The organism is Candidatus Mesenet endosymbiont of Agriotes lineatus (assembly GCF_964019585.1).
Classification (GTDB): domain Bacteria; phylum Pseudomonadota; class Alphaproteobacteria; order Rickettsiales; family Anaplasmataceae; genus Mesenet.
In genome coordinates this window covers 991,865-1,013,224 of record NZ_OZ026454.1, presented here as the reverse complement: position 1 = coordinate 1,013,224, position 21,360 = coordinate 991,865, and the positions used below count along the sequence as shown (strand labels likewise).

Below are 21,360 nucleotides of genomic sequence, written 5' to 3'. Positions count from 1 at the left end.
ACTAATTCTCCATCATTGAACTTTGCAATAATCTTTATTAAGTTCCTCAACACGAACACAGTGAATAGGAAAACTTGTTCCTTTTTCTTCTTTCTCTCTCTCTTTTTCTATCCAAACATCTTGCGTTCCCTGTTTTGTTGGTTTTTCCCCTTGCATTTCTGCCCCCTCTGAGTCTGGCCTCACATAAGGTGAATCCCCAGCCTTTATTTCATACCCTACAACAGGTTCAAACTTACCATTTTTACCTATTTTTCCAGCAACAATGTCTAAAATCCGTAACCCAGAAGGTGTTTTTACACGATATCTTTCTTTTACTTCAAATCTGGAATCAGAAGACAACAATTTTGTTAAAAATTTTGCACAAAATGTGCTTAGCGTATCACCACGTATCTTGTTTTGCCATAATCTTTTACTAGCCTCACTTGTTTGCCTTAGTAAAATTTTCACCTGTTTAGGATTAATACTCCTATAAGCCATTCCCGCAATATGAACACCACCATAAACAGCGCGGGAGTGCCCTTTTTCAACATCATGGCGGAAACTGGCTGGAACCCACAAACATGTGCCTTCTAGATCAACCTCTTCTATATCGGTTGCAAAGCCTAAATCAACAAACGATTGTTCCAGTTTTTCTCGTCCACTTAGCTGTATTTGTAACTGCCGTTTATGTTCTTCTAACGCTTTTTTTGTTTCACTTTCTATAATTTTATCAATTATAGGTGGGGAACTATTGAGTGCTTTATCTAAACTATGTGTAGTATGTTCAGGATAGATCTCTTTAATTTTCTTAGCAACTTGCTTTCTATCATAATAAACTAAATGTTTATGTAATGGATCATCATTACCTTCTAAAAATCCATCGATTAATTGGCTAGCTTCTGATCCAGACAATTCATCCTTAAATAGCTCCGATAACTGCTTGTGACACGCTGCCCTTTTTTGAGTTTGTAAATCTGTAATGAATTTAGGTATTTTTGGTCTTATTGCTTCTCTGTAAACCTTATGCGATACACTATTCCAGCCTGAATAACCATGTTCAGCAATAATATCACTTCTGATCTCATCATAACACCTATCACAAATGTCTCGAATTTCGGGTGAAGATTCAGTGAAGTATAAAGTGCCTATTTGCTGTCTTATATCATTGAGGGATTCTTGCCTTTTTTGCTTAATCTTCTCTTTGGAAAGTTGCTTCTGCCATTCCTCAAACTGCTTGGTTATACCCTTTCTGACAATTTCCTTTAGCTTTTGTCCCGTTGTTTGCCAATAATCATCAATGTCTATTGGTTGTTCAGGATAGATTTCTTTGATTTTCTTAGCAACTTGCTTTCTATCATAATAAACTAAATGTTTATGCAATGGTTTATCATCACCTTCTAAAAATTTGTCAACTAATTGACTAGCTTCTAGTCTAGATAATTCAGCCAATTCATTCTCAAATCGCTTCAATAACTGCTCACAACCCGCTGCTTTTTTTTGAGCTTCCAGGTCTGCGATGAACTTAGGTATTTGTGGTTCGATTACTTCTCTGCGAACATCACATGATACAGTGCTGTACCAACCCCAACTTAATAAACCATGTTGATCAATATAATCACTTCGGACCTTATCATAAGAGCTACTACACATATCTTGAATTTCAGGTGAAGATCTAGTGAATTTTAAAGGGCCTATTTTTTGTCTTATATCATCGAGTGACTTTTGTCTTTTTTGCATAATCTGTTCTTTAGAACATCTGCTATCAGATTGTAAGTCACAAAATTGTTTATAGTTTAAGCGTTTCCTAATTAGGTGTACTTTTTCTTGATTTGCTGCACGTTGTGCTGCCATAACATTAACTAAGGTTGCAGCTTTACTTAATTCTCTGAGTCTTCCGAATTCAGGAAAATAAACAGCAAATTCATTGTAATATTTGGTAAATTCTTGTGCAAAGATAAATTCAGGTGAGTAATGATGTGGCATGTTGACTTTTTCAGCCGCTTTTAAAACAATTCGATAGATTTGACGTAAAGATTCTGAATCATCAGTCTTAACCTTCTCCTGAACGTCACGTTGTCGTTTGCTCAGACGAATCAAGTTATGTTTATCCTCTTCTAAGGTGAAACGGTATGTTGCCTTATGGTTTTCCCAAAAAATAAGCTCCCAGGACTCTTGAATAATAATCAATGCTGAATCCGCAATAACCCTTTTCCCATCGCCTAATTCTCGCTTTTGTTCTTGAGTTAATACATAACAATCCCAACCTTCATCTTCACCCTCCTTATCAACAAGGTGTCCCTCTGCATCACGTTTCAGTTTATGATGCTTAACAACCATTCGAATATCTCCCAGCGCAAACAAAACATCTCCATCCTTGCTAAGCCCTTCATCATCAATGGCTAGTTCTACTTCCTCTGATTCAATCCAAAAACGATTCAGTGATTCTTCATGATGACTGGCGTGAAAATCATCAATAATTTTTTTAAGATGTGCAGGGAGTTGATTAGTAATTTTATCTAAAGATCTTAATTCGTATGGGTCACGACACTGCACTTCTTGGCCCACAGTTAGAAATTTTAATAAATAGTCCGTAAGCAACATCGTATGCAGTAATTGCGAATGATATAATATCGACGGTACAAAGCGCATTTGATTGAAGGGATGATAAGGCATGTCGGGGTCGACAGGATCTAAACTAAAAAGCGCTGATGTTAAGCGACGTTGAAATAGCTCATTTAAATCAAAGATCGTTAACAAGCGGTTATGGTCACTTTCATTTTTCTCACAATAATCGAGAATAAACGCCATTTCCCCGGTTTTATAGTTAAGTTCTGCGCCATGGATCGTTTTATAAGTCGGAACGTTTGCTTTTTCTGCAAGCGGTAATACTGACTTAGGACGAGTCCAACCTTGTTCATCTAGATTAGTAAGAGGCCATGGTGCATTGAGATTGTAATTAAGATCATCTACCTTCCATTGCTTGCTAACTAACAACTCCTGCATTAATCGCTGACGAAATTTTTTCTCCGTTTCTGGATCGTGATTTTTTTGATACCAATTTTTTAAACATGCTTCATATGCTTGATAAAAAACACGCACATAGCTGTGATCAATTTCTGCTGTACTTTTTGGATCATCAATTTTATCAATGAGCGCATGGAGCAATTGGCGCATTAAAATTAGGGTTTTATCTTCTTGTGCAAGAAAATCAGCATTGGACTGTGGGGCTTGGAAAAAGGGGAACAAATCAGCTAGCCAGAGCGTTCGATGCTGTAATGCCTCTAGTATTTCCTTAAATTCAGAATCGGTATAACGACAAGATAATAAACATTTTACACTATGTATACACGTATAAAGTTCAATATCTGGTGTTGCATGATGACCAATACCTATCGCTACGCCATAAACTTTAGCTGCAAGTTTTTCATCTGCCATACTTAGTATAGAATCTGATTCTTGCGCAGCAGCTTTTTGCAGTGTAATTCCAGCTTGTAATAAGGTATTAACAGTAATTGCATGCTCGGCAAATCCCATGAGTGTAGGCAACCAATCGAGCAAATGGAAGCTCGGTAAAAGGCAGCATGATCAGTTATATCTGAACGTTTACTTAGATCTTTTTCTAATCTTAACAACAGGCGCGCATATCGAAGTAAGTTAGCTACCTGATCGTTCGATTTACTTGTGCTGCGGTTTTCAGATAACTGTGATTTTAAACGTTCAATTAAATTTTCAACTGCTGCTTGTCCATTAAAAGTTTTTGCATATGATTCATCCAATATGCTCTCTTCAGATAACCAATAATAATGCAAGGCCTGTGAAAACAAGCTATGAAAATATCTACTTTGCAGTAGGGGAGCCATAAAACCCATGGATTGGTCAGTATTGTGTTTTGCATACTCAGTAATTTTATGTAGTGAAAATAAGATCTTTACAGTGGGTGTTTTTTCTTTAGCTGCTACTAGCAAAATTTCATAAATGCCATGGTATAATTGAAACTCATAATCAGCTTGTTGGCCTAAAGTTTCTAGCTGCTTAATTTTTTGATAAAATGCTTTGCTTAAATCTTTTAAGCTATTTCCGAAATAATCACCTCGCAAAAATTTGATAAAATATTCAGCTGCTTTTTCTGGCGTTAAAGACCCTATATTCAACTTTGTTCCTAAGTCCTCTTTTGTTTTAATAAAAGAAAATAGATCATCTGCAACATTACTCATAAGATCGGAATGAAAAGCCTTTAGATATGACGAAGACTGATTTCGATTAAGTGGTTTCTGTTGGTATTGACCTACAAGTTGTGCATGTTGCTGTCTAAAAGACCTTGAAAATGGAGTACCTGCTGTAGGTAAATAACCTGATGGTGTTAAGGATATTTCAGTATCATGAGATGAATTAAAAATTTCCCACTCTTGATCAAATTTTTTTCTTTCAATCGGATCACTTAAGGTTTGATAAGCTGTTGTCAGTAATGCCATTTTTTGCGCACTACCACCTTTATCAGGGTGTTCATACAATGCCTTATCTCTATAAGCCTTTTTAATAGCATAAGTAGGTACGTTTTTATTCACCCCTAAGATTTGATATAAATTATGCATTTCCACCCCTCTTTTTTTAAATTTTTAATAAATCTCTATCAGTTTTACTCACATTTTATCAAAACGGCCAAAATAATTTGGTTTTGCAAAGCATTTTAAGCGTTTACTCAAATTATTAGCTTTAGCTGGTTGTAATTGATATTCTTTATTTTGACAAAACAAGACCTTTTAAAAGGAATAGTTGATGCTTTCTTCTAAAACACACACAACAGGAGCATGATCTGATGGGTTTTCTTTTGCACGCATTTTGTTGTTGATTTCTCTAACCTATCTGTAGCCTCTGGTGATAGTAGAATGTGATCTATTCTCATACCCTTATTCTTCTGCCATTCGGTAATCCCACCATCTTTACTTTCTGGATTTTAAATGCATCATAAGTTTGTTTGAGTGGTATTTTAAATAAACCGAGTAGTGCATATGAATATTCGTTTGCACTTACAAAGAAGTTTAAAATAGCATTTTATAAAAACATATTTTTCTAAATATATGTTGACTACCTAGCATAATATTTATATGCTAATTTTGTATTATTTAGTGGGGGATTTATGTTAAACAATACTAATACTGAAGTTATATCTCTAATTGAAGCTGTTATTACTCCTAATGTCAGTAGTAATCCTTCTAATGAGTCTTTTATTTTTTCTCCAAATAATAAAGCAAGAGCAGACGATCATTCATTTTTAGGGACTAAAAATGAACGCAAGTATGAATACATAGATTGTGACGATGAAAAACAGATACAGTCCCTTTTTTCTAATGATCTTGGTAACTCAGAGAATAAAAACCATGGCAAGTACCTTAAGGGTAGCATTATTAACGAAACTGAGCAAGAATTTTCTAAATATATAAATAATGGCACTCTTGAATCTGTGCAGCTTAGAGTGAGAAGTCCAGTTATAACTATGTTAACTGCAAGGATTATATTGAATAATAATAAAGGAGAGATAAGCATTAGTGATATCCTGAATAGTGATTTTTGTAAAAAGAATAAAATAACAGCAATTACACTGTTGTTACCTAATCAAGACGAAAAAAGAGGAATACGTGGCCGGGTTGATGAAAATGGAATAAGAATTTATGAAATAGCTAATGGATCATATAACATGACTCTAAAATGGCGTTTTGAAGAAAAAGAATGTAATATTAAAGTTAACATTAGTGATGATGGTTCTATAAAATTTCTTGAACGCAATGGCATTACTGTAGAGCAATTAGCTGCAAATAATGTAAAAATAGGAAAGCAATATGAGGCAAAGCCTTTACATGAATTATTAGCATCACAGTTACAACCTTCAACAAATGTAACAAATGTAGACATGGCAGCACAAGAACAAAAGAAGGTATTAGTATAATTCTATAAAATATAGGTCATCAGTAAGTAAAACAAGTTTGCTCAGTTTCACAAAACACTGATAATCAAGTGTTACTGTACCATTAGTATTGGTGATATGTAACCTTTGGCGAATTGCTGTTTGAGTTGGCATGCTCATATTGGTTGTTTCTTGAGTTTGTAGCACTTGTTCTTTTATTTGCAAACCTACACTGCAACAAAAGTAAGAATGAGAAAATCCAACGAGCTTAAGGTGGGTACTATAGTTTTTCTTAGTTATCTTTAAAGGTGTTCTTTCTAATGATGTAGAAGAGTATGCAACTTTAATCAAAACAGGAGCATTTCAAAGTTTGTGCAGAGAAATTTGAAATCTTTAAAATTATAATTGTTACCGAGTATTTAGCTAATCCAAAATTAACACTAATTATCCCTTATTTTCTTTGCCAACTAGTTGAAGAGGAGAATCTCAGTAATGAAGACATTGATCAGTTTTAAAAACGAGTTCTTTAAACAGAAGCTCTGATAATAAACCTTAAAGTTTTTGAGTAGTAGCTTAGATAATAGGGAATTGAGAGATGAAATTTTACAAATTTTGACTATACATACTAATAATTTTCTCCTTAAAACTTCTGATCGTACATTGGCAACAAATGTAAAATATAGTTTACATCCCTCTCTCACAACTGCTTTCTCTTTTTGTTTCTAACATATTTTGCCAGATATTTTTTGTATTTACTTTATTATTTCCTTGAGCTATACAATCCATCCTCTCCTCAGTATCTTGAGATATATCCTGTATTATTTCAGAATTTTCTGGTCTTGTAAAATATCCTTTCTTAATAGCATCGCAAACAGTTAATCCTCCTAATAAGCAATTCTTTCCTATCTCTTCCTGACTGCTGACTAATTGCTCAAATTTTTCTCGATCACATACTTTTATTTCGATCACATCTTCATTTTGCACATTATGACATAACTTAACTTTTAACTCTCCTAGGCTAGTACAAAAAGTGAGCATAATGTTACTATTGTTTGAAAGGTTTGTGTAATTCCTTACTTTATCCCTTATCTCAATTTCTACTTCACTACTGCCTATTTTAATTATATTACCACCAAGCATTATATTCCCTTGGTTTAACCCTAAATTCTTTGTTCCATCTATAATTTTAGCAGTATCTATTATACTGTTTGGTAAATATTCCAGATAAAAAGTAGTATTGTCTATCTCTACGTGGCTTACTTCACCTTTGTATGTCGCTTTTGTTGCTACATCATATAAATCTCTAGTCAGGCTAGAAAATTCAGAGTAAGCCTTTTGCATTTTAACCTTGTGATTTCTTAATAATACTTCCAACTCTTCATTCATTTTCTGATATTTACTAATATCTGCTCCTTTTGATATCAGCTTACAAATTATATCACTTGCAATTTTAGGGTTTTCCTTTACTCCATTCAATTGTTCAACTTCTGCCATAACTGAATCGACAAAACCATGTTTTATTTTTATTCCCAACTCTAACGCTTCATTTACAGCTTTATTTAGTTCTACGATATCCTTAGCCATTCTATCTAAAAACTTATCTGATTTGCTATCAGGTATTTCTTCTATATTTTTTTGTTCAGAAGGCCATGTAATATCTACATTAGTGTTTTCTTCTAGTGCTTGATCAAATTCCTGTACAAAATCGGGATAAAGATCAGGTATTTCTTCAACATAAGATCCTAACTTATCATAAAAACTATCATCAAGTGGAGCACTAGGCGCATATTCATCTATTGGAGCAGTTGATGGTTGGTTGTTTTCTCTGCTTTTTAAAGCACTTTCTATTATATCTCTAATTCTTCTATCTTCATTTGCCATTTGTATAATGTTTGGTAGCCCTTTGGTCCCACCAGTCAATACCTCTTTTGTTTTTGCAATCATTTTATTAATGAGATCCTTTGGTCTAAAATATTCAATATTAGAAAATACTGCTAGCTTTTCTATAATTTGATATGCTTTTTCTCTTTCTTCTTCTTCACAATTCTTATCAAATGCTTTTCTAATCGCTATATGTATAGGTGTCCAACCCTTATCATTACCAATACTTGGCTTTGCTCCTTGCAACAATAACTTTTTCACAGCATCTTTATGACTATTGCTAGTGGCTATTGACATGGGTGTTGCTTTTTTGTACTTAGCATCATTTTTAATATATATAACACTGCTTTCATCAGCACTGCCATCTTGCATGTTAATAAACTTTTCTTTTGCAGATTCAATTTCCGATTCTACAAAATTTCCACATTGAACATTAATATCTGCTTTGTTTTCTATAAAAAAATCCATAAGATGCTCATGCCCATATTTAGCAGCTATATGAATTGGTGCTACTCCATTTTTATTTTTTTCATTAATATCTATCCCATTCTTTACAAGAAAGTTAAGCATTTCCCTACTACATCCTAGTTTAACTGCGTGATGCAAAAGTGTATTTCCTTTTTTATCCACAGCCTCAGAAAGCAGAATTTTAGCTTTTTCACCATCTATCTCTTCATCACTCTCAATTCCATCACTATCTACCTGATGAGGAAGCAGTATTTTTAACATTCTTAAACTTCTTATTTTTACTGCATAATGAAGTGCTGTATAGCCATATCTATCCCCTGCTTCTACATTTGCTCCTTGCCGTAAAAGCTGTTTGACCACTTCAGGCTTTATATCTTCAACAGCAAAAAACAACGATGTGTTACCATTTTTATTACAAATATTAACATCTATACCTGCAGCGATAAGCTCATTTACATTTTTCACCGCTGTATCTTCAGAATAATCATTACTGTTGCTATTTAACGGATCATTATCTGGCGAAAGTAAATCACATTTTGTAGTTTTTAGATTATCTCCTGTATGGCTATTACATGCAGCATAATGTAGAGCGCTATTACCTTCGCTATCTGTATATTTTATATTTGCTCCTCTTTCTAATATTTTACGAGTTACTGGCGTAGAATTTAGTAGAGCAGCAAGTAACAGTGGTGTCCATCCCTTTCTATTGCTTATATTTACTTCTACATCTCTATATTTTTCATCTAAAATACATTCTGAAATCCGCACATCTTTATTATAGAGAGCAAGATGTAATGCTGTATTTTTATCCTTATTTATAAGATTAATTCCTTGATTTTTTTCTATAAGTAACTCTATTCCATCAACATATCCACGATCAGCTGCGTAATGTAGTGGTGTATTGCCATAATTATCTTGAATATCAACTCTTGCTCCTTGCTCCAAAAGACAACTTATACTCTCATCACATTCATGGGAGCCGCTATTATCGGCAACATAATGCAGTGGTGTTTTTCCGTACTGATCTTGTACATTGACATCAATATTCTCTTTATCTAAAAGAGTTCTTAGAGCCTCTATACAATAATCTTCAGCAGCATAATGCAGTGGTGTTTTTCCATCTTTGTCTTGCACATTTGGATTAGCACCAGCTTTCAATAATAGATCTAGGACATCAATATTAAAGTTGACAACTTCATGTAGTACTGTTGTTTTTGATTCTCCCCTTTTAAGATCAAATACTACTTTTAAATCTTGATCATTCTCATAATCTTCTAAAAATTTCTTAAGTTCTGCAGCACCAGGACGGTCATATTCAAAGTCTGTGTTAAAATCATAAACTCCTAAATACAATCTTAAATTCTTCAATTTATTTAAAAATTTACTATTTAATTTTCTTTGATTCTTTGTTAGTTTTAGCTCTTCACTAGACCACTTAGCTATTTGCTCTTCCCATAAATCTTCCGGTATGTCATCTCTACTTAAAGAACTTTCCTCCACAGCCATATTTTTCCCCTCTACCTGTTTTGTATGCTATATTTAGTTTATAGACGTAAGTTAAATTTTCTCTTAAAGGACATCTAAAGATTTTAAGAAATTAGCTAAATAGATAAAATTAGACTACTTTTTTTCCTTACATTACTTGCAACTAAAGGAAACAGCATACTCATATGGTTTAGATTATGTTGTAAAAAGCTTTCATTAAGCTCTGTAATTCAGCTATCAAAAGTAAGTCAAAATTGTTGTATAGAAGTATTAATTTCCCTTTATAGCTACAACAATCCATTTTCATAGAAACTAAAATGATCATCAGCAGTAATAATCACATGATCTAGCATTTCTATACCAAACACGCTAAGGATAAACATTTCAATATCATTTTCTGAAGGTTTTGGATCTCCGCTTGGGTGATTATATTACTGATGTTGCACCTTTAAATAGTGCTTTTTTGATAATCTCTCTTATATGTAATGATACTTTGTACCAACGTTTTGAATTTCCTCTGCTATTAAATGATATTTCTTGTTTAGATATATTATCCTGACGTTTTCCATTCCCGATTGGCCAATCTTAAGTAATCTACCAATTTCTGCCAATTATATACAGTTTTTTTAATCTATCTCTCTGTTTAAAGCTTCTCTCACACAGAAAATTACTGCAACATTCACACTTTTAATATTTTTCAAATCATCTATTTCAGAACCTTACCTATACTGCTTAAATTAGTTCTTTAGCTGTAATACGAGCTTGGGTGCACTGCATATAACAACAATTCAATTATTTCACAATCAAGTAAAGCTTGTCCTTTGCTTGCCAATATTCTTGATTCTAAGCGTTTCTTACGTTTATTACCATTATTATTCATAAAACTCTTAAGTAGCATATAAATTTTAGATCTGATATCTACAGTGGTGGTCATCTATCCATCTATTTCTACTTAAGTCAACTTATTTATTTTCTTGATGTTTTTTATTTATAAGATATTCATTAAAGTACAGAAGATGTTAATGTTTAGATTTACAGAATAAATTGCAATCCCTACTGTTCGTAAAAAATCTTCTCCTGTTCATGCCACAATATTGGTATATTTCTTATACTGGAAAAGTTAGGAAATAAGTTTGTTGAGCCATTTAAAATATCTTCTTTAATTTTTGGCGAAAGAAAGTTTAGCTTTAATACACGTTGTGGGTATTTTGATCCTATTGCGAATAGAGCTCCTTTATAGTTCCATATTTACCACAAGTTTTTGCCACATTTACTAGTGCTTTAAGTAAATTATACTTTTTTCTTCTTTAAATTCAGGGGATAGTATTACTGTTTGGTTGCTACTTTTATTAAATTTTAGTGATGTAAATAAAAATATTTCTTCATTTGCCATACCATCATTTGATCCTTCTTCAATATTCCCAGCAAGCCTTATAAGTTCTGTAGGATTAATGCAGATTCTTTCACTCACTCTTATAGCTTTAACTAGCTTCCGAACGATTTTTTCTTGTTCTCTTGGAAATAAATTGTCCCAACTATCCCTTATAATTGAGAGATTTTTTTATCATCTAAAATCTGTAAATGAGTTTCTGTTCGTGGGTTTTTAAATAATAAGCGAACTTGCATAACAACAGCTCTTTCTATCTCTCCTGCAGCTATGCTACTACTACTTAATAAGCACCTCTTATATGACTGTTGCCAAACATACCTTTTATTTTTCTTCTTGTAGCCTTCATCACTGACTTACAACTATCACAAAACCTTTAAGTAGAGCTCTATACTCTTCCTTAGGCTTTATCCCTTCACGTTTAATAAAAACCTCTTGTACCTTATCCCATAGTTCCTTATTAATTATTGCCTCATGTTGTTCGGTTGCCTTTATGAGTAATATAGCCAATGTAAGTAGTATTAGTGAGGATGCCTCTTACTGTTGCAATTTTAAATGGTCTTTCTGCTTTAGTCTTATACCCTTGGTTATTTAATTCTCTAGCAACGGTAGCTGCCGACTTTAAACCTATAAATCGATTGAACTTACTACCTCTGTCTCCTCTTGATTGATAATAAGCCTACGGTCTTCTACATCGTAACCAATGGGCTCCCATCCTTTCTGTTTTGAGGCTTATCTCTCCCCTTCTTTCATATTGATTAGGACTATATTTGAGCATCCCATTGAATTTGCGGTGTTGTGTTATTGAAACAAATGTTACTTATCAAACAAATCTTAGCAAAATCAAGTATTGAAAGCCTATCTATTTTATAAACTACAACACTTAGCATTCTCGATATCCTTAAATAGTTCTTGCAGAGCTGGTCTCTCTAAAGTACCGCCAGAATAACCACCGTCATCATATCTTTTATCTAAAGCATTCATGCTGCTGACTTTGAATATCCGGCTAAACGTTGAGCATCGAGACTATTGAATGTTTGCTCTAATCCTTCCTCACATGATTTTCTGGTATAATTTTATCTCTTGAATAACTGTTTTAAGCATTTTTTCTTGTAGGTGACTTTTTACGCATGCCAAAAAATAAAGGGCCATTGTAGCTATTGCCAGTCCTGCTATCTTAGACAATGACTGATACTGCTGTCCCTTATAAATTACAACCAGCTAAAGCTGGTGGTATGAGTTAAAGCTTTAAAGCAAGTTTTAAAACTCAGAGATTTGTGATGTTTATGATGAATTTCTTGTTCTTCAATATACTTCTGCACATCTGTAGAATTTACATTACCAACGGTAACAGCAAAATATCCTCTAGCCCACAAATGTTGACCCCAGTATCTTTTTCTTAATTGTTCAAACTCTTGGAATAACTTACGTTCCCTTTGATATATTGTTGGATAGTGGGCGGCATAGAAATTAGCATATGTACGTGATCAGGCGTAATATTACCACTTACAATATCTACGTAATTTTCTGATAATCTCTCTACTGCTGTTTCACCTACAAGTATCCTGTACCTATACTTAGTACTACGTGAAATCAAACGTACTATGAGAGCTATGTTTTTAATCCATAGAAAATACTAAAGTAATCCTATACTAAAGTCTTCGCCTTAAGGCGTGGGTCACCCACCTAACTACATAAAAATAAAATATATTTCACCAAATTACGGATCTATAGGGATTGTATAAGTATAAGTTTTATATTCTGTTTTATAAAATATACTAAAAAAGTAATATCTTTTGCTTTTAAATGTATGCAGTGGTATAGCCCATATTATGATGCACTTGTAAATACCATTAATAAAGAGGGTAATAAAGATTCAAGTAAGATTAAAAAGTTACTGAATTTAGATAAAATCAGAATTTTTCTAGAAGAAGAACCAGAAGATGAAAATTTGAAGTACACACCATTACTTCACTTGGCTGTTATCAATAATGCTCAAGAAATAGTAAAAGCTTTACTAGAAAATGGGGCAAATGTTAATATATCATATGCAGATGGACATACATTACTGTATTCCGCAGTTCTAAACGACGCTCTAGAAATAGTAAAGATTTTATTGGAATATAATATAGATACACATGGACAGAACTATAAAGGAGAAACAGCCCTTATGCTAGCTATTAAACAAAATAATTATGATATGATTAAGCTATTGTTAAGTCATGATAACATCGATCATAATATATGTAACGACTATGGCGATACTGCCTTTGAACTGGCCTTAATGAATAGGTATTCTGACGATATTATTGTAACGCTATGGCATGATATAGACAAAAGAATTAAAAATGGAACTTTGAAAGATCACTCTATTAAACTGGTGAAAAAGTTTGGGATGAAAGAGGAATTAGATAGGCTTGAGGCAAAGTACAGAATTGATATTAAATCAATGGTTGAACTTATTTATATTCCAGAGCTAGAGGGATATGGAGACGAAGAATCAGATATGAGTGAAGAGTCGGAAATTTCAGAGAATCAAATCTTAGAACATCAGGAAACTGAACCAGGATTGGAAACATTTGAAATTGAAGTAGAGGCAGGTTCATCAGCAAAAAGATCAAGGCTTGGGTAACATTTTATTCAGATGTATGTAGATTATACTTATTATACCTTTGCTGAGTTTATCTCTTGTCTTGAACAAAGGGCTGCGTTTAGTGTTCCTTCATCAAGGTAGTCAATTTCTCCACCAATTGGTATGCCGCAAGCTAGACGTGATACTTTTATATTTAAGTCTTTCAATAGATCTACTATGTAGTGTGCTGTCACTTGTCCATCGAGCGTTGAGTTAGTGGCAATAATTACTTCTTCAACACCAGATTCTTTTACTCTACTTATAATCTTTTGCAGATTTAGCTCTTTAGGACCTATACCATTTATTGCCGATAAAGTTCCACCAAGTATGTGATATAAACCACTGTATATTTTGCCTTTTTCAAAAGCCCATAGATCTCCTAAGTCTTCAACAACGCACAACAGCTTAGTGTTACGCCTTTGATCTAAACAAATAGAGCAAGGTGACTTTGTCTCAAGGTTACCACATATCTCACATTCTACTACTCGCTCTGCAAGTTCTCGAATTGAATGTGCAAGCGGCAGCATGATTTTTTCTTTGTTTCTAATTAGATGAAGAATTAGCCTTCGCGATGAGGCGGGACCAAGATTTGGTAATTTAGAAAACATTTCAATTAAGTTTTTTATATCTATATTCATTGCAGTTTAAAGCTTTTACCGTCATATTGACATAATATTTAGAAATTAGCAAAATGACTACCAAACAAAAGTGTCTAACAATTGCAATAGCTGGTCTGCCAAATGTTGGCAAGTCTACTTTAATCAACAACATTGTCGGAGCTAAAGTTTCCATTATTACTCCCAAGGCACAGACAACACGTACTAAAATCAGAGCAGTTGCCATATATAAAGAAACACAATTTATCTTCATTGACGTTCCTGGCATTTTTGATGCTAAAACTAAACTCGAAAAATTTATAGTAAGCTCTGCATGGTCTGCAATAAAAAGCACAGATGCTGTTTTGCTCTTGCTTGATTTTAGAAATTTCTCTTATGGTAGTGACCAGATGATAAAAGTTATTGCAAGAACAAAGCAATTAAATATTAGATGCATTTTAGTAATTAATAAAATTGACCTGGCTACAAAACCTGAAATTAAAAGAGCATATGAACATTTTACTGCAACTTATGGAGGATTCGATCAGATGTTTATGATCTCGGCGTTAAAAAATAGTGGTGTGGAAGAGATGTTAGAATATTTATCTACAGTTGCTCCTGAAGGTCCATGGCTCTACCCTGAAGATTGTATAACTGACACATCAACCAGCTTTATAGCTGCTGAAGTAACTCGTGAAAAACTATTTTTAAGCTTAAATAAGGAGCTGCCATACTCTCTAGCAGTAGTAACAGAACAAATGCAAGAGAAGAAAGATAAAAGTTTAATTGTAAGACAAGTTATATACGTTCTTAGGGAAAGTCATAAAAAAATTATCATTGGCACAAATGGAGAGAACATAAAAAAGATCAATATTGCAGCACGCACAGAACTTGAAGATATGTTTGAAGTTAAAATACACCTTTTTTTGTTTGTCAAAATACGAAAATCTTGGCAAGATCGCCCAAAGGAATATGTAGATCATGCTTAATTCTTTAGTAGTTTTTGATATTGAAACCATCCCAGATATTAGTGCGTGCGATATCCTGATAGGTAAAATAGATGGTGATGTGCAGCAAAAGCGTGAGGCACTGACTCAGTATCACTTAGAAATAACAGGTGGGCAGAATCCTTTTTTGCGCCAGCCTTTTCATCAAGTAGTAGTTATTAGCTTTTTGTTTGCTGATGTTGTCCGCAGTGGTGGTTATGAGACTTTTGTGCTGAGAGAGATAAGATCTGGAGGAAAACTAGATTCCAGTGAAGAAGAACTAGTTAAGGGATTTTTTGAGTATATATCTAAAACTAAGCCAAGGCTGGTTTCTTTTAATGGCCGTACTTTTGATTTACCGGTACTTAAGTATAGAGCGATGAAATATGGGGTGCAGGCAGAATATCTTTATAAATCAGGTGATAAGTGGAACAATTATATGCAGCGCTACAGCGTTGATTGGCACTGCGATTTACTTGAAGCTCTTTCTGATTTTGGTGCTTCAGCTAGAGTTAAGATGAATGAGGTATGTTCAATACTTGGGCTTCCGGGGAAAATTGGTACTGATGGCGGGCAAGTTGCAAGTTTATACGATAGTGGTAAAATCCAAGAAGTTAGGGACTATTGTGAAACTGACGTGATTAACACCTATCTAATCTACCTAAAGCTAATGCAGCATCAAGGCAGGATTACAACTGAAAGTTATAATAAAAATCTCGATGATTTACTTTTGTATTTAGAGAATAGTCAAAAAGATCACTTACTTAAATTTAAGGAAGAATGGAAGAAAGCTTATGATGGTAAATTTTACTTAAAAATTTAATAATTTTGCTTTGTAAAAATTTAGATTAGTACATAATTAATTTTATTATTAGGATAATAAGATGAGCGTAAATAATACAGATCTATTCACGGCTATTAAGCAAAACTCTTTAGATGAAGTTAGTAAGCTTCTACTCCGTAACATCGATAATCTTAATGAATACATTGATCAGAGAGATATCAATGATGAAAACACTCCTTTGATTTTTGCTATACTAGAGAGGCATTTTTATATGGCTAAGTTATTAATATATGCTGGTGCAGATGTTAAAAAAGCAGACGGTACTCATCACAAGTGGACACCACTACATTTTGCTTGTGCGTTTTATAATTATGATTTGGCTAATTTATTGGTTGAGTGTGGTGCTAATGTTAATGCAAAAGAAAGTGAAGGACGCACTCCTTTAGATATTATGTTTCTTGGAAGAATCAAACAAAGAATGTCAGCTAATTATAAAGGGGAATTAGATGACACTAATAGGATTACATCTTTATTGCTCAAACATGGAGGAGAGACAAGATTCTATAATCAGTTTGAATCATATGTAAGTTATAAAAAAAATGACAAATGTAATATAAATGCTGACGCAGTATTTGATCTTGGTATTGCTGGCAAAAGTAGGAACACCATTACTTTAGCAGAAAAATTTAATAAAAAGTTGATAAATAATGATCCAACAGTTAAAGCAGCTATAGAGTTAAGAAACAGCATACTATCAATTGAAAACACTACTATGCTTTATCAGGATTCAAAATTGATTAATGGTTCTTCTTACCCAGAAATTACTGATCAAAGCAGCAATACTCCTAATATAGGAATAATAGGTGGAATATTTGGTGGCATTTATGCTTTAGGGGTACTGGTTTTTTTAGGAAGGAAGCTCTATGATTATTATAGAAGTTGTAATACATATGGTTGGAAAAATAACAGAAACATAGTGACTGAATCATTGCTAAAACAAGGACAGGATAATCTTGCTTTTATTACACTAGACGGTATTACAATTGACCCAATAGGAGATAATGAAGTAGTTGCAACTACTTCTATTTAAAATTTTGTTGTATATAAGCAGTGCATTTAGGTGTACTGCTTATACTGAATATTTTATTGACAAGCAGAAAGCTATCTATAGTATACCATTACTGGTATGAGAGAGGGAGAGTTATGCCAATTAACAAAAAATTACTTGATGCCATAGAGCTTGGTAATGAAGAAGATGTTAAGTATTATGTAAATAATGAGGATGGCACTTGTGGCAGTTGTGATTACTATTATGATGAAGATTATAATTGTGATGCACATTGTATAGATGTTAACATTCAAGACGATGAACATGACAATTGGTCTTTATTACATTATGCTATTTTTCATAATAAACCTAGTATTGTTCGATTACTGTTAAATTTAGGGGCAAATTTAGAAATTCAAGCTAAAAAAGGTATGAGACCGCTTCATCTTGCTGTTTTTTATAATAGAGTTGAAATCGCTAAAATACTGTTAGATGAAAAAGCAGATGTTAACGTTGTTGGTAATCTGGGGAACACTCCATTAGGTATTGCTCGTAAAAAATACTCTAATAATGAAAATTACAAAAACATTACTGAATTGTTAGAAGGAGTAGATCACAATAGAACTATAATAAGTAGTGTGGAAGATATGATAACTTCCAATACAAAAGATGGGATTGTTGATTTGAGAGGCAGTGAAACTACTATAATACCAAACATTACTACAGTGATACCACAATATCTCTACCAAGGCTCAAAAAATACCACAAGCCTTCTACTTTTAGGGGGTAATGCAGAAAATGGTACCTTTAGTCAAGCAAGTAGCTTATCAAGTGTTAATGGATTGTTAATGTTTATAGGTTACATATGCGCTTATGCTTACAGAAAAATGTTTTCTAATCCATCAACTGTTGTTGACACATCATCGCATGATCAATTTCGAAGTTTCAGCAATAAATATTAATTGCAACCACTCCTCTTTAAAATCAAATGTATATAAGCAATGCATTTAGTTATATAGATTTGTATTCATATAAATTTGCATAGATAAATCTCATGATAAAATGGTCTTATATTGACAAAAAAAATTTTTTCTATCTATTCTATATTTAGAATGATTTTGTTATGGGGGGTATTATGACTACTTGGATTGATGAGGAAAGACTTAAAACTGATGACGCTTATTGTTATAACCTTTTTAGGGAGAGTTTCATAGATCGAAGTAAGGAAAATGTTGAATTACTTATAGCGACAGGAGCAAATGTTAATGCGAAGGGTAGTGATGTAATAAGACTCTCAGACCGGACGCCACTACACTGTGCGGTTTCAATATATTGTTCTTGTAGTTCTGGACAAGACTGCACTGATAATCCACCGTTGAGTAGGGATATCATTAGCTTATTAATTGAGAAAGGGGCAGATGTTAACGCTAAGGACAGTCTCCTTGACACACCACTACACTTTGCTGTACGAGAAAATAATCCAGATATTGTTAGACTGTTGATAAACAATGGTGCAGAGATCGACTCTAGGGATAGTGGAAAAATCACTCCCTTATATTATGCAATAGAACATGATAATGATAAAGATATAATTGAACTTTTAATAGACAATGGAGCAGATGTTAATGTTAAGACTTTCAATGGTTATACACCACTACATATTGCTGTGGAAAAAGGCAATATAGATGTTGCTGAGCTACTGATAAGTAAGGGAGCAGATGTTAATGTTGAGAACAATAGTAAGAAGACACCATTACGTGTTGCTGTAGAAGGAAATAATGCAGATATTGTTAAGTTATTGATAAACAATGGTGCAGAGGTTGACCATAAAGGTGATCGCGGTAAAGGTCTATTATATTACGCCACATTATACCATGGGAGCAATAAAGATATAATTGAACTTTTAATAGACAATGGAGCAGATGTTAACGCTAAGTTTTTCAATGATTATACACCGTTATAATTTATTATATCTGGAAACAGTATGGGTAACAGTATAGATTCTGTTAAGTTGCTAATAAGCAAAGGTGCAGATGTTAACGCTAAGGACAAAAATGGTCATACGCCTTTATATGTTGCTATATATAAAAACAATGTAGATATTGCTAAGTTGCTGATCAGTAATGGTGCAGATATTAATGCCAAAGATAATTCTGGTAATACCCTACTACAGGTTGCTTCTGAAGAAGGCAATGAAGAAATGGTTACATTGCTAGAAGAAGCTGCTCGTGAGCAAGCAAAAAATAGTACAACAGAGCAGATGACAACAATAGAAAGTTTTCTTGAGGAAATTACTAACTCTAACAGAAATAACGGTATTATTGATATGAGAAGTAGTGGGATACCTGACACTACTCCGATGATGTTATCACATTTGCGTCAAAATTTGGGGAATATCACTAATTCCACCTCTTTGCTTTTAGGAAGTGATGCAGAAAATGGTATCTCTAATAACGCAAGTAGCTTATTAAGTACTAATGGAAGTGGGTTGTTAATGTTTGTAAGTTATGTACTTGCTTATGTTTACAAGAAGATGTTTTCCACTGATGGTCCATCAACTGTTATGAATGCACCTTCGCTTGGTCAAATTTCGAAGCTTCAGAAATAAATATTAATTGCAACCACTCCTCTTTAAAACTCAAGCTTTATTATATATAAGCAGTGCATTTAGGTTCACTGCTTATATAGATTTGTATTTGTGCAAGTAACCCAGCTTTGCTAATCCAGCATAAAAACAACTAGTCATTGCAATAATATTTGTAGTAAAGCTATGATTTCATATAATTTATACATGAATTATTTAGTTTTATGTTAGAGCAGTCTTGGTTTTTGTTAGGGAATGGTCAAAAAGAAGGGTATAAAGTTGCGTATATAAATACTCGTATAATTGATCCTGAATCTAAACTTGATATTTATGGCTCACTTCTAACTGAAGGTAAGATTATTGCTGATTTTGGCGAGTCTTTATTTGCAGGTGGTGTGCCAAGCGGTGTTGATGAAGTGATAGATTGTGATGGCCTTGTGCTGATGCCAGGAATTGTTGATATTCATGTGCATTTTCGTGAGCCGGGGCAGGAGCATAAAGAAACTATATATACTGGCAGTAAATCTGCTGCTGCAGGCGGTGTAACCACCGTAGTTTGTCAACCAAATACCATTCCACCCATTGATAATCTAATACTTGCTAGGTACTTAAAGTATAGAGCATTTGAGACCTCTCATGTTAATGTTGAGTTTTACGCAGCAATTACAAAATCTGGAAATAAGTTAACTGAAATGGCATTGCTTAAGGAAGCTGGAGCTGTTGGTTTTACTGATGATGGACTACCTGTTATGAATGCTCATATAATGAGGCAGGCGCTTAAGTATTCATCTATGCTAAATGTTCCTATTGCTCAGCATGCAGAGGATTTAAATTTATCTGCAGGTGGTTGCATAAATGAGGGAATAGTTTCTGAAGAGCTGGGAATTACAGGAATTCCAAGCGTTTCTGAGGCAGTGATGGTTAGCCGTGATATTTTGCTTATGAAAGATATTCCTAATGCTCATTATCATGTTCTACATGTTTCATCTAAAGATTCGCTAAGAGCAATTGCCGATGCAAAAAAAAGAGGAATAAATATAACTTGTGAAGTTGCCCCTCATCATTTTACTTTAACTGAAAATGACGTTAGAGATCATAGCTCAATGGCAAAAATGAATCCTCCATTAAGGTCAGAAGAGGATCGCTTAGCTATGATAGAGGGATTAAAAACTGGTATAATTGATTGCATAGCAACCGATCACGCACCACACGATGCAGGTTCTAAAGATTTACCATTAAGCGATTCTGCTTTTGGTATTGTAGGACTTGAAACTCTTGTACCATTAGCACTTGAATTATACTATGACCATGATCTAGATTTATTGGATGTGTTAGGAAAACTAACCTATAAGCCTGCAGATATTATACATGTGCCAAGAGGACGAATAAAAAAGAATTTTGTAGCTGATTTAACTTTTGTTGATTTAGAGCATAGCTGGGAAATTGATATCGGTAAATTTGCAAGTAAATCAAAAAATTCTCCTTTTGATAAGAGAAAAGTAAGGGGGCGTGCAGTTCGTACTGTGATATCTGGTAAAACTGTGTATATACTGAAATAGATATTCCTTTTGAGTAAAAATTTAGTACTATAAATGCTTACCTTTGCATTGTACTGGAAACTAAATTTT

At 33.5% G+C, this 21,360-nt stretch carries 20 protein-coding genes and 2 pseudogenes; 9 read left to right on the top strand and 13 right to left on the bottom strand.

Translation table 11 applies throughout. The features are described 5' to 3' along the window. Window positions 1-12 precede the first annotated feature (12 nt). The 3 genes and pseudogenes from AACL19_RS04765 to AACL19_RS07100 all read right to left on the bottom strand — a co-directional run. Complete coding sequence (locus AACL19_RS04765) at window positions 13-3,513, bottom strand: hypothetical protein (protein ID WP_339045368.1); 3,501 nt, start codon at window positions 3,511-3,513, stop codon at window positions 13-15. Then, window positions 3,417-4,571 carry a J domain-containing protein gene (locus tag AACL19_RS04760; RefSeq protein WP_339045367.1) on the bottom strand — a complete coding sequence of 385 codons (1,155 nt, stop codon included), beginning with the start codon at window positions 4,569-4,571 and terminating at the stop codon, window positions 3,417-3,419. Before AACL19_RS04760 ends, AACL19_RS04765 begins: the two co-directional genes overlap by 97 nt. A gap of 168 nt (window positions 4,572-4,739) precedes the next feature. Next, window positions 4,740-4,897, bottom strand: a pseudogene (locus tag AACL19_RS07100) (exodeoxyribonuclease III); the annotation flags it as partial. Window positions 4,898-5,116: 219 nt separating this feature from the next. On the opposite strand from AACL19_RS07100, the gene AACL19_RS04755 reads away from it, so the two are divergent. After that, window positions 5,117-5,923 carry a hypothetical protein gene (locus AACL19_RS04755; protein ID WP_339045366.1) on the top strand — a complete coding sequence of 269 codons (807 nt, stop codon included), beginning with the start codon at window positions 5,117-5,119 and terminating at the stop codon, window positions 5,921-5,923. Here AACL19_RS04755 and AACL19_RS04750 read toward each other — a convergent pair. From AACL19_RS04750 to AACL19_RS07085, 9 genes and pseudogenes are all read right to left on the bottom strand, one after another. Next, a complete protein-coding gene (locus AACL19_RS04750; RefSeq protein ID WP_339045365.1) occupies window positions 5,915-6,232 on the bottom strand; it encodes a hypothetical protein in 318 nt (105 codons plus the stop codon). The two genes, AACL19_RS04755 and AACL19_RS04750, sit on opposite strands and share 9 nt — an antisense overlap. A 333-nt stretch (window positions 6,233-6,565) precedes the next feature. Further along, window positions 6,566-9,736, bottom strand: coding sequence for an ankyrin repeat domain-containing protein (locus AACL19_RS04745; protein WP_339045364.1), 3,171 nt, complete (start codon window positions 9,734-9,736; stop codon window positions 6,566-6,568). Between the two features lie 266 nt (window positions 9,737-10,002). Beyond that, window positions 10,003-10,131: pseudogene (locus tag AACL19_RS04740) on the bottom strand (JAB domain-containing protein); the annotation flags it as partial. Window positions 10,132-10,460: 329 nt separating this feature from the next. Then, window positions 10,461-10,595, bottom strand: coding sequence for a hypothetical protein (locus AACL19_RS04735; protein WP_339045362.1), 135 nt, complete (start codon window positions 10,593-10,595; stop codon window positions 10,461-10,463). A gap of 393 nt (window positions 10,596-10,988) precedes the next feature. Further along, the gene (locus tag AACL19_RS04730) at window positions 10,989-11,186 is read right to left on the bottom strand and encodes a hypothetical protein (RefSeq protein ID WP_339045361.1); all 198 of its coding nucleotides are present in this window, start codon (window positions 11,184-11,186) and stop codon (window positions 10,989-10,991) included. A 264-nt stretch (window positions 11,187-11,450) separates the two neighbouring features. Beyond that, on the bottom strand, window positions 11,451-11,612 hold the full coding sequence (locus tag AACL19_RS04725; RefSeq protein ID WP_339045360.1) for a hypothetical protein: 162 nt from the start codon (window positions 11,610-11,612) through the stop codon (window positions 11,451-11,453). Beyond that, window positions 11,575-11,733, bottom strand: a complete 159-nt coding sequence (locus AACL19_RS07095; protein WP_410519880.1) for a recombinase family protein — start codon at window positions 11,731-11,733, stop codon at window positions 11,575-11,577. Before AACL19_RS07095 ends, AACL19_RS04725 begins: the two co-directional genes overlap by 38 nt. 580 nt (window positions 11,734-12,313) lie before the next feature. Beyond that, the gene (locus tag AACL19_RS07090; RefSeq protein WP_410519875.1) at window positions 12,314-12,547 is read right to left on the bottom strand and encodes a transposase; all 234 of its coding nucleotides are present in this window, start codon (window positions 12,545-12,547) and stop codon (window positions 12,314-12,316) included. Next, complete coding sequence (locus AACL19_RS07085) at window positions 12,502-12,699, bottom strand: transposase (RefSeq protein ID WP_410519846.1); 198 nt, start codon at window positions 12,697-12,699, stop codon at window positions 12,502-12,504. The genes AACL19_RS07090 and AACL19_RS07085 overlap by 46 nt, the downstream gene beginning before the upstream one ends. Window positions 12,700-12,912: 213 nt before the next feature. On the opposite strand from AACL19_RS07085, the gene AACL19_RS04710 reads away from it, so the two are divergent. After that, a complete protein-coding gene (locus AACL19_RS04710; protein WP_339045357.1) occupies window positions 12,913-13,734 on the top strand; it encodes an ankyrin repeat domain-containing protein in 822 nt (273 codons plus the stop codon). Window positions 13,735-13,766: 32 nt separating this feature from the next. Here AACL19_RS04710 and recR read toward each other — a convergent pair whose 3' ends face one another. Next, window positions 13,767-14,366 carry a recombination mediator RecR gene (recR, locus tag AACL19_RS04705; RefSeq protein ID WP_339046682.1) on the bottom strand — a complete coding sequence of 200 codons (600 nt, stop codon included), beginning with the start codon at window positions 14,364-14,366 and terminating at the stop codon, window positions 13,767-13,769. A gap of 59 nt (window positions 14,367-14,425) precedes the next feature. Here recR and era point away from each other — a divergent pair, with 59 nt between their 5' ends. From era to AACL19_RS04670, 7 genes are all read left to right on the top strand, one after another. Beyond that, complete coding sequence (gene era, locus AACL19_RS04700) at window positions 14,426-15,319, top strand: GTPase Era (protein WP_339045356.1); 894 nt, start codon at window positions 14,426-14,428, stop codon at window positions 15,317-15,319. After that, the gene (locus AACL19_RS04695) at window positions 15,312-16,139 is read left to right on the top strand and encodes a 3'-5' exonuclease (protein ID WP_339045355.1); all 828 of its coding nucleotides are present in this window, start codon (window positions 15,312-15,314) and stop codon (window positions 16,137-16,139) included. The genes era and AACL19_RS04695 overlap by 8 nt, the downstream gene beginning before the upstream one ends. A gap of 61 nt (window positions 16,140-16,200) precedes the next feature. Further along, window positions 16,201-17,190: an ankyrin repeat domain-containing protein gene (locus tag AACL19_RS04690; protein ID WP_339045354.1), complete on the top strand. Its 990-nt coding sequence runs from the start codon at window positions 16,201-16,203 to the stop codon at window positions 17,188-17,190. A gap of 113 nt (window positions 17,191-17,303) precedes the next feature. Next, window positions 17,304-18,110: an ankyrin repeat domain-containing protein gene (locus AACL19_RS04685; RefSeq protein WP_339045353.1), complete on the top strand. Its 807-nt coding sequence runs from the start codon at window positions 17,304-17,306 to the stop codon at window positions 18,108-18,110. A gap of 173 nt (window positions 18,111-18,283) precedes the next feature. After that, window positions 18,284-19,111 (top strand): ankyrin repeat domain-containing protein, encoded by an 828-nt coding sequence (locus tag AACL19_RS04680; RefSeq protein ID WP_339045352.1) that lies wholly within the window; start codon window positions 18,284-18,286, stop codon window positions 19,109-19,111. Between the two features lie 21 nt (window positions 19,112-19,132). After that, window positions 19,133-19,756: an ankyrin repeat domain-containing protein gene (locus AACL19_RS04675; protein WP_339045351.1), complete on the top strand. Its 624-nt coding sequence runs from the start codon at window positions 19,133-19,135 to the stop codon at window positions 19,754-19,756. Window positions 19,757-19,956: 200 nt separating this feature from the next. Continuing rightward, window positions 19,957-21,291, top strand: a complete 1,335-nt coding sequence (locus tag AACL19_RS04670) for a dihydroorotase (RefSeq protein ID WP_339045350.1) — start codon at window positions 19,957-19,959, stop codon at window positions 21,289-21,291. The last annotated feature ends 69 nt before the right edge of the window (window positions 21,292-21,360 follow it).

Excerpts from the sequence above, each read along its gene's own strand:
- AACL19_RS04680 (WP_339045352.1), top strand. The coding sequence starts at position 18,284 with ATGACTACTTGGATTGATGAGGAAAGACTTAAAACTGATGACGCTTAT.
- AACL19_RS04735 (WP_339045362.1), bottom strand. The coding sequence starts at position 10,595 with ATGAATAATAATGGTAATAAACGTAAGAAACGCTTAGAATCAAGAATA.
- AACL19_RS04670 (WP_339045350.1), top strand. The coding sequence starts at position 19,957 with ATGTTAGAGCAGTCTTGGTTTTTGTTAGGGAATGGTCAAAAAGAAGGG.
- era (WP_339045356.1), top strand. The coding sequence starts at position 14,426 with ATGACTACCAAACAAAAGTGTCTAACAATTGCAATAGCTGGTCTGCCA.
- AACL19_RS04710 (WP_339045357.1), top strand. The coding sequence starts at position 12,913 with ATGCAGTGGTATAGCCCATATTATGATGCACTTGTAAATACCATTAAT.
- AACL19_RS04690 (WP_339045354.1), top strand. The coding sequence starts at position 16,201 with ATGAGCGTAAATAATACAGATCTATTCACGGCTATTAAGCAAAACTCT.
- AACL19_RS04695 (WP_339045355.1), top strand. The coding sequence starts at position 15,312 with ATGCTTAATTCTTTAGTAGTTTTTGATATTGAAACCATCCCAGATATT.
- AACL19_RS04760 (WP_339045367.1), bottom strand. The coding sequence starts at position 4,571 with ATGCATAATTTATATCAAATCTTAGGGGTGAATAAAAACGTACCTACT.
- AACL19_RS04755 (WP_339045366.1), top strand. The coding sequence starts at position 5,117 with ATGTTAAACAATACTAATACTGAAGTTATATCTCTAATTGAAGCTGTT.
- AACL19_RS04685 (WP_339045353.1), top strand. The coding sequence starts at position 17,304 with ATGCCAATTAACAAAAAATTACTTGATGCCATAGAGCTTGGTAATGAA.
- AACL19_RS04675 (WP_339045351.1), top strand. The coding sequence starts at position 19,133 with ATGGGTAACAGTATAGATTCTGTTAAGTTGCTAATAAGCAAAGGTGCA.
- AACL19_RS04765 (WP_339045368.1), bottom strand. The coding sequence starts at position 3,513 with ATGGGATTTGCCGAGCATGCAATTACTGTTAATACCTTATTACAAGCT.
- AACL19_RS04745 (WP_339045364.1), bottom strand. The coding sequence starts at position 9,736 with ATGGCTGTGGAGGAAAGTTCTTTAAGTAGAGATGACATACCGGAAGAT.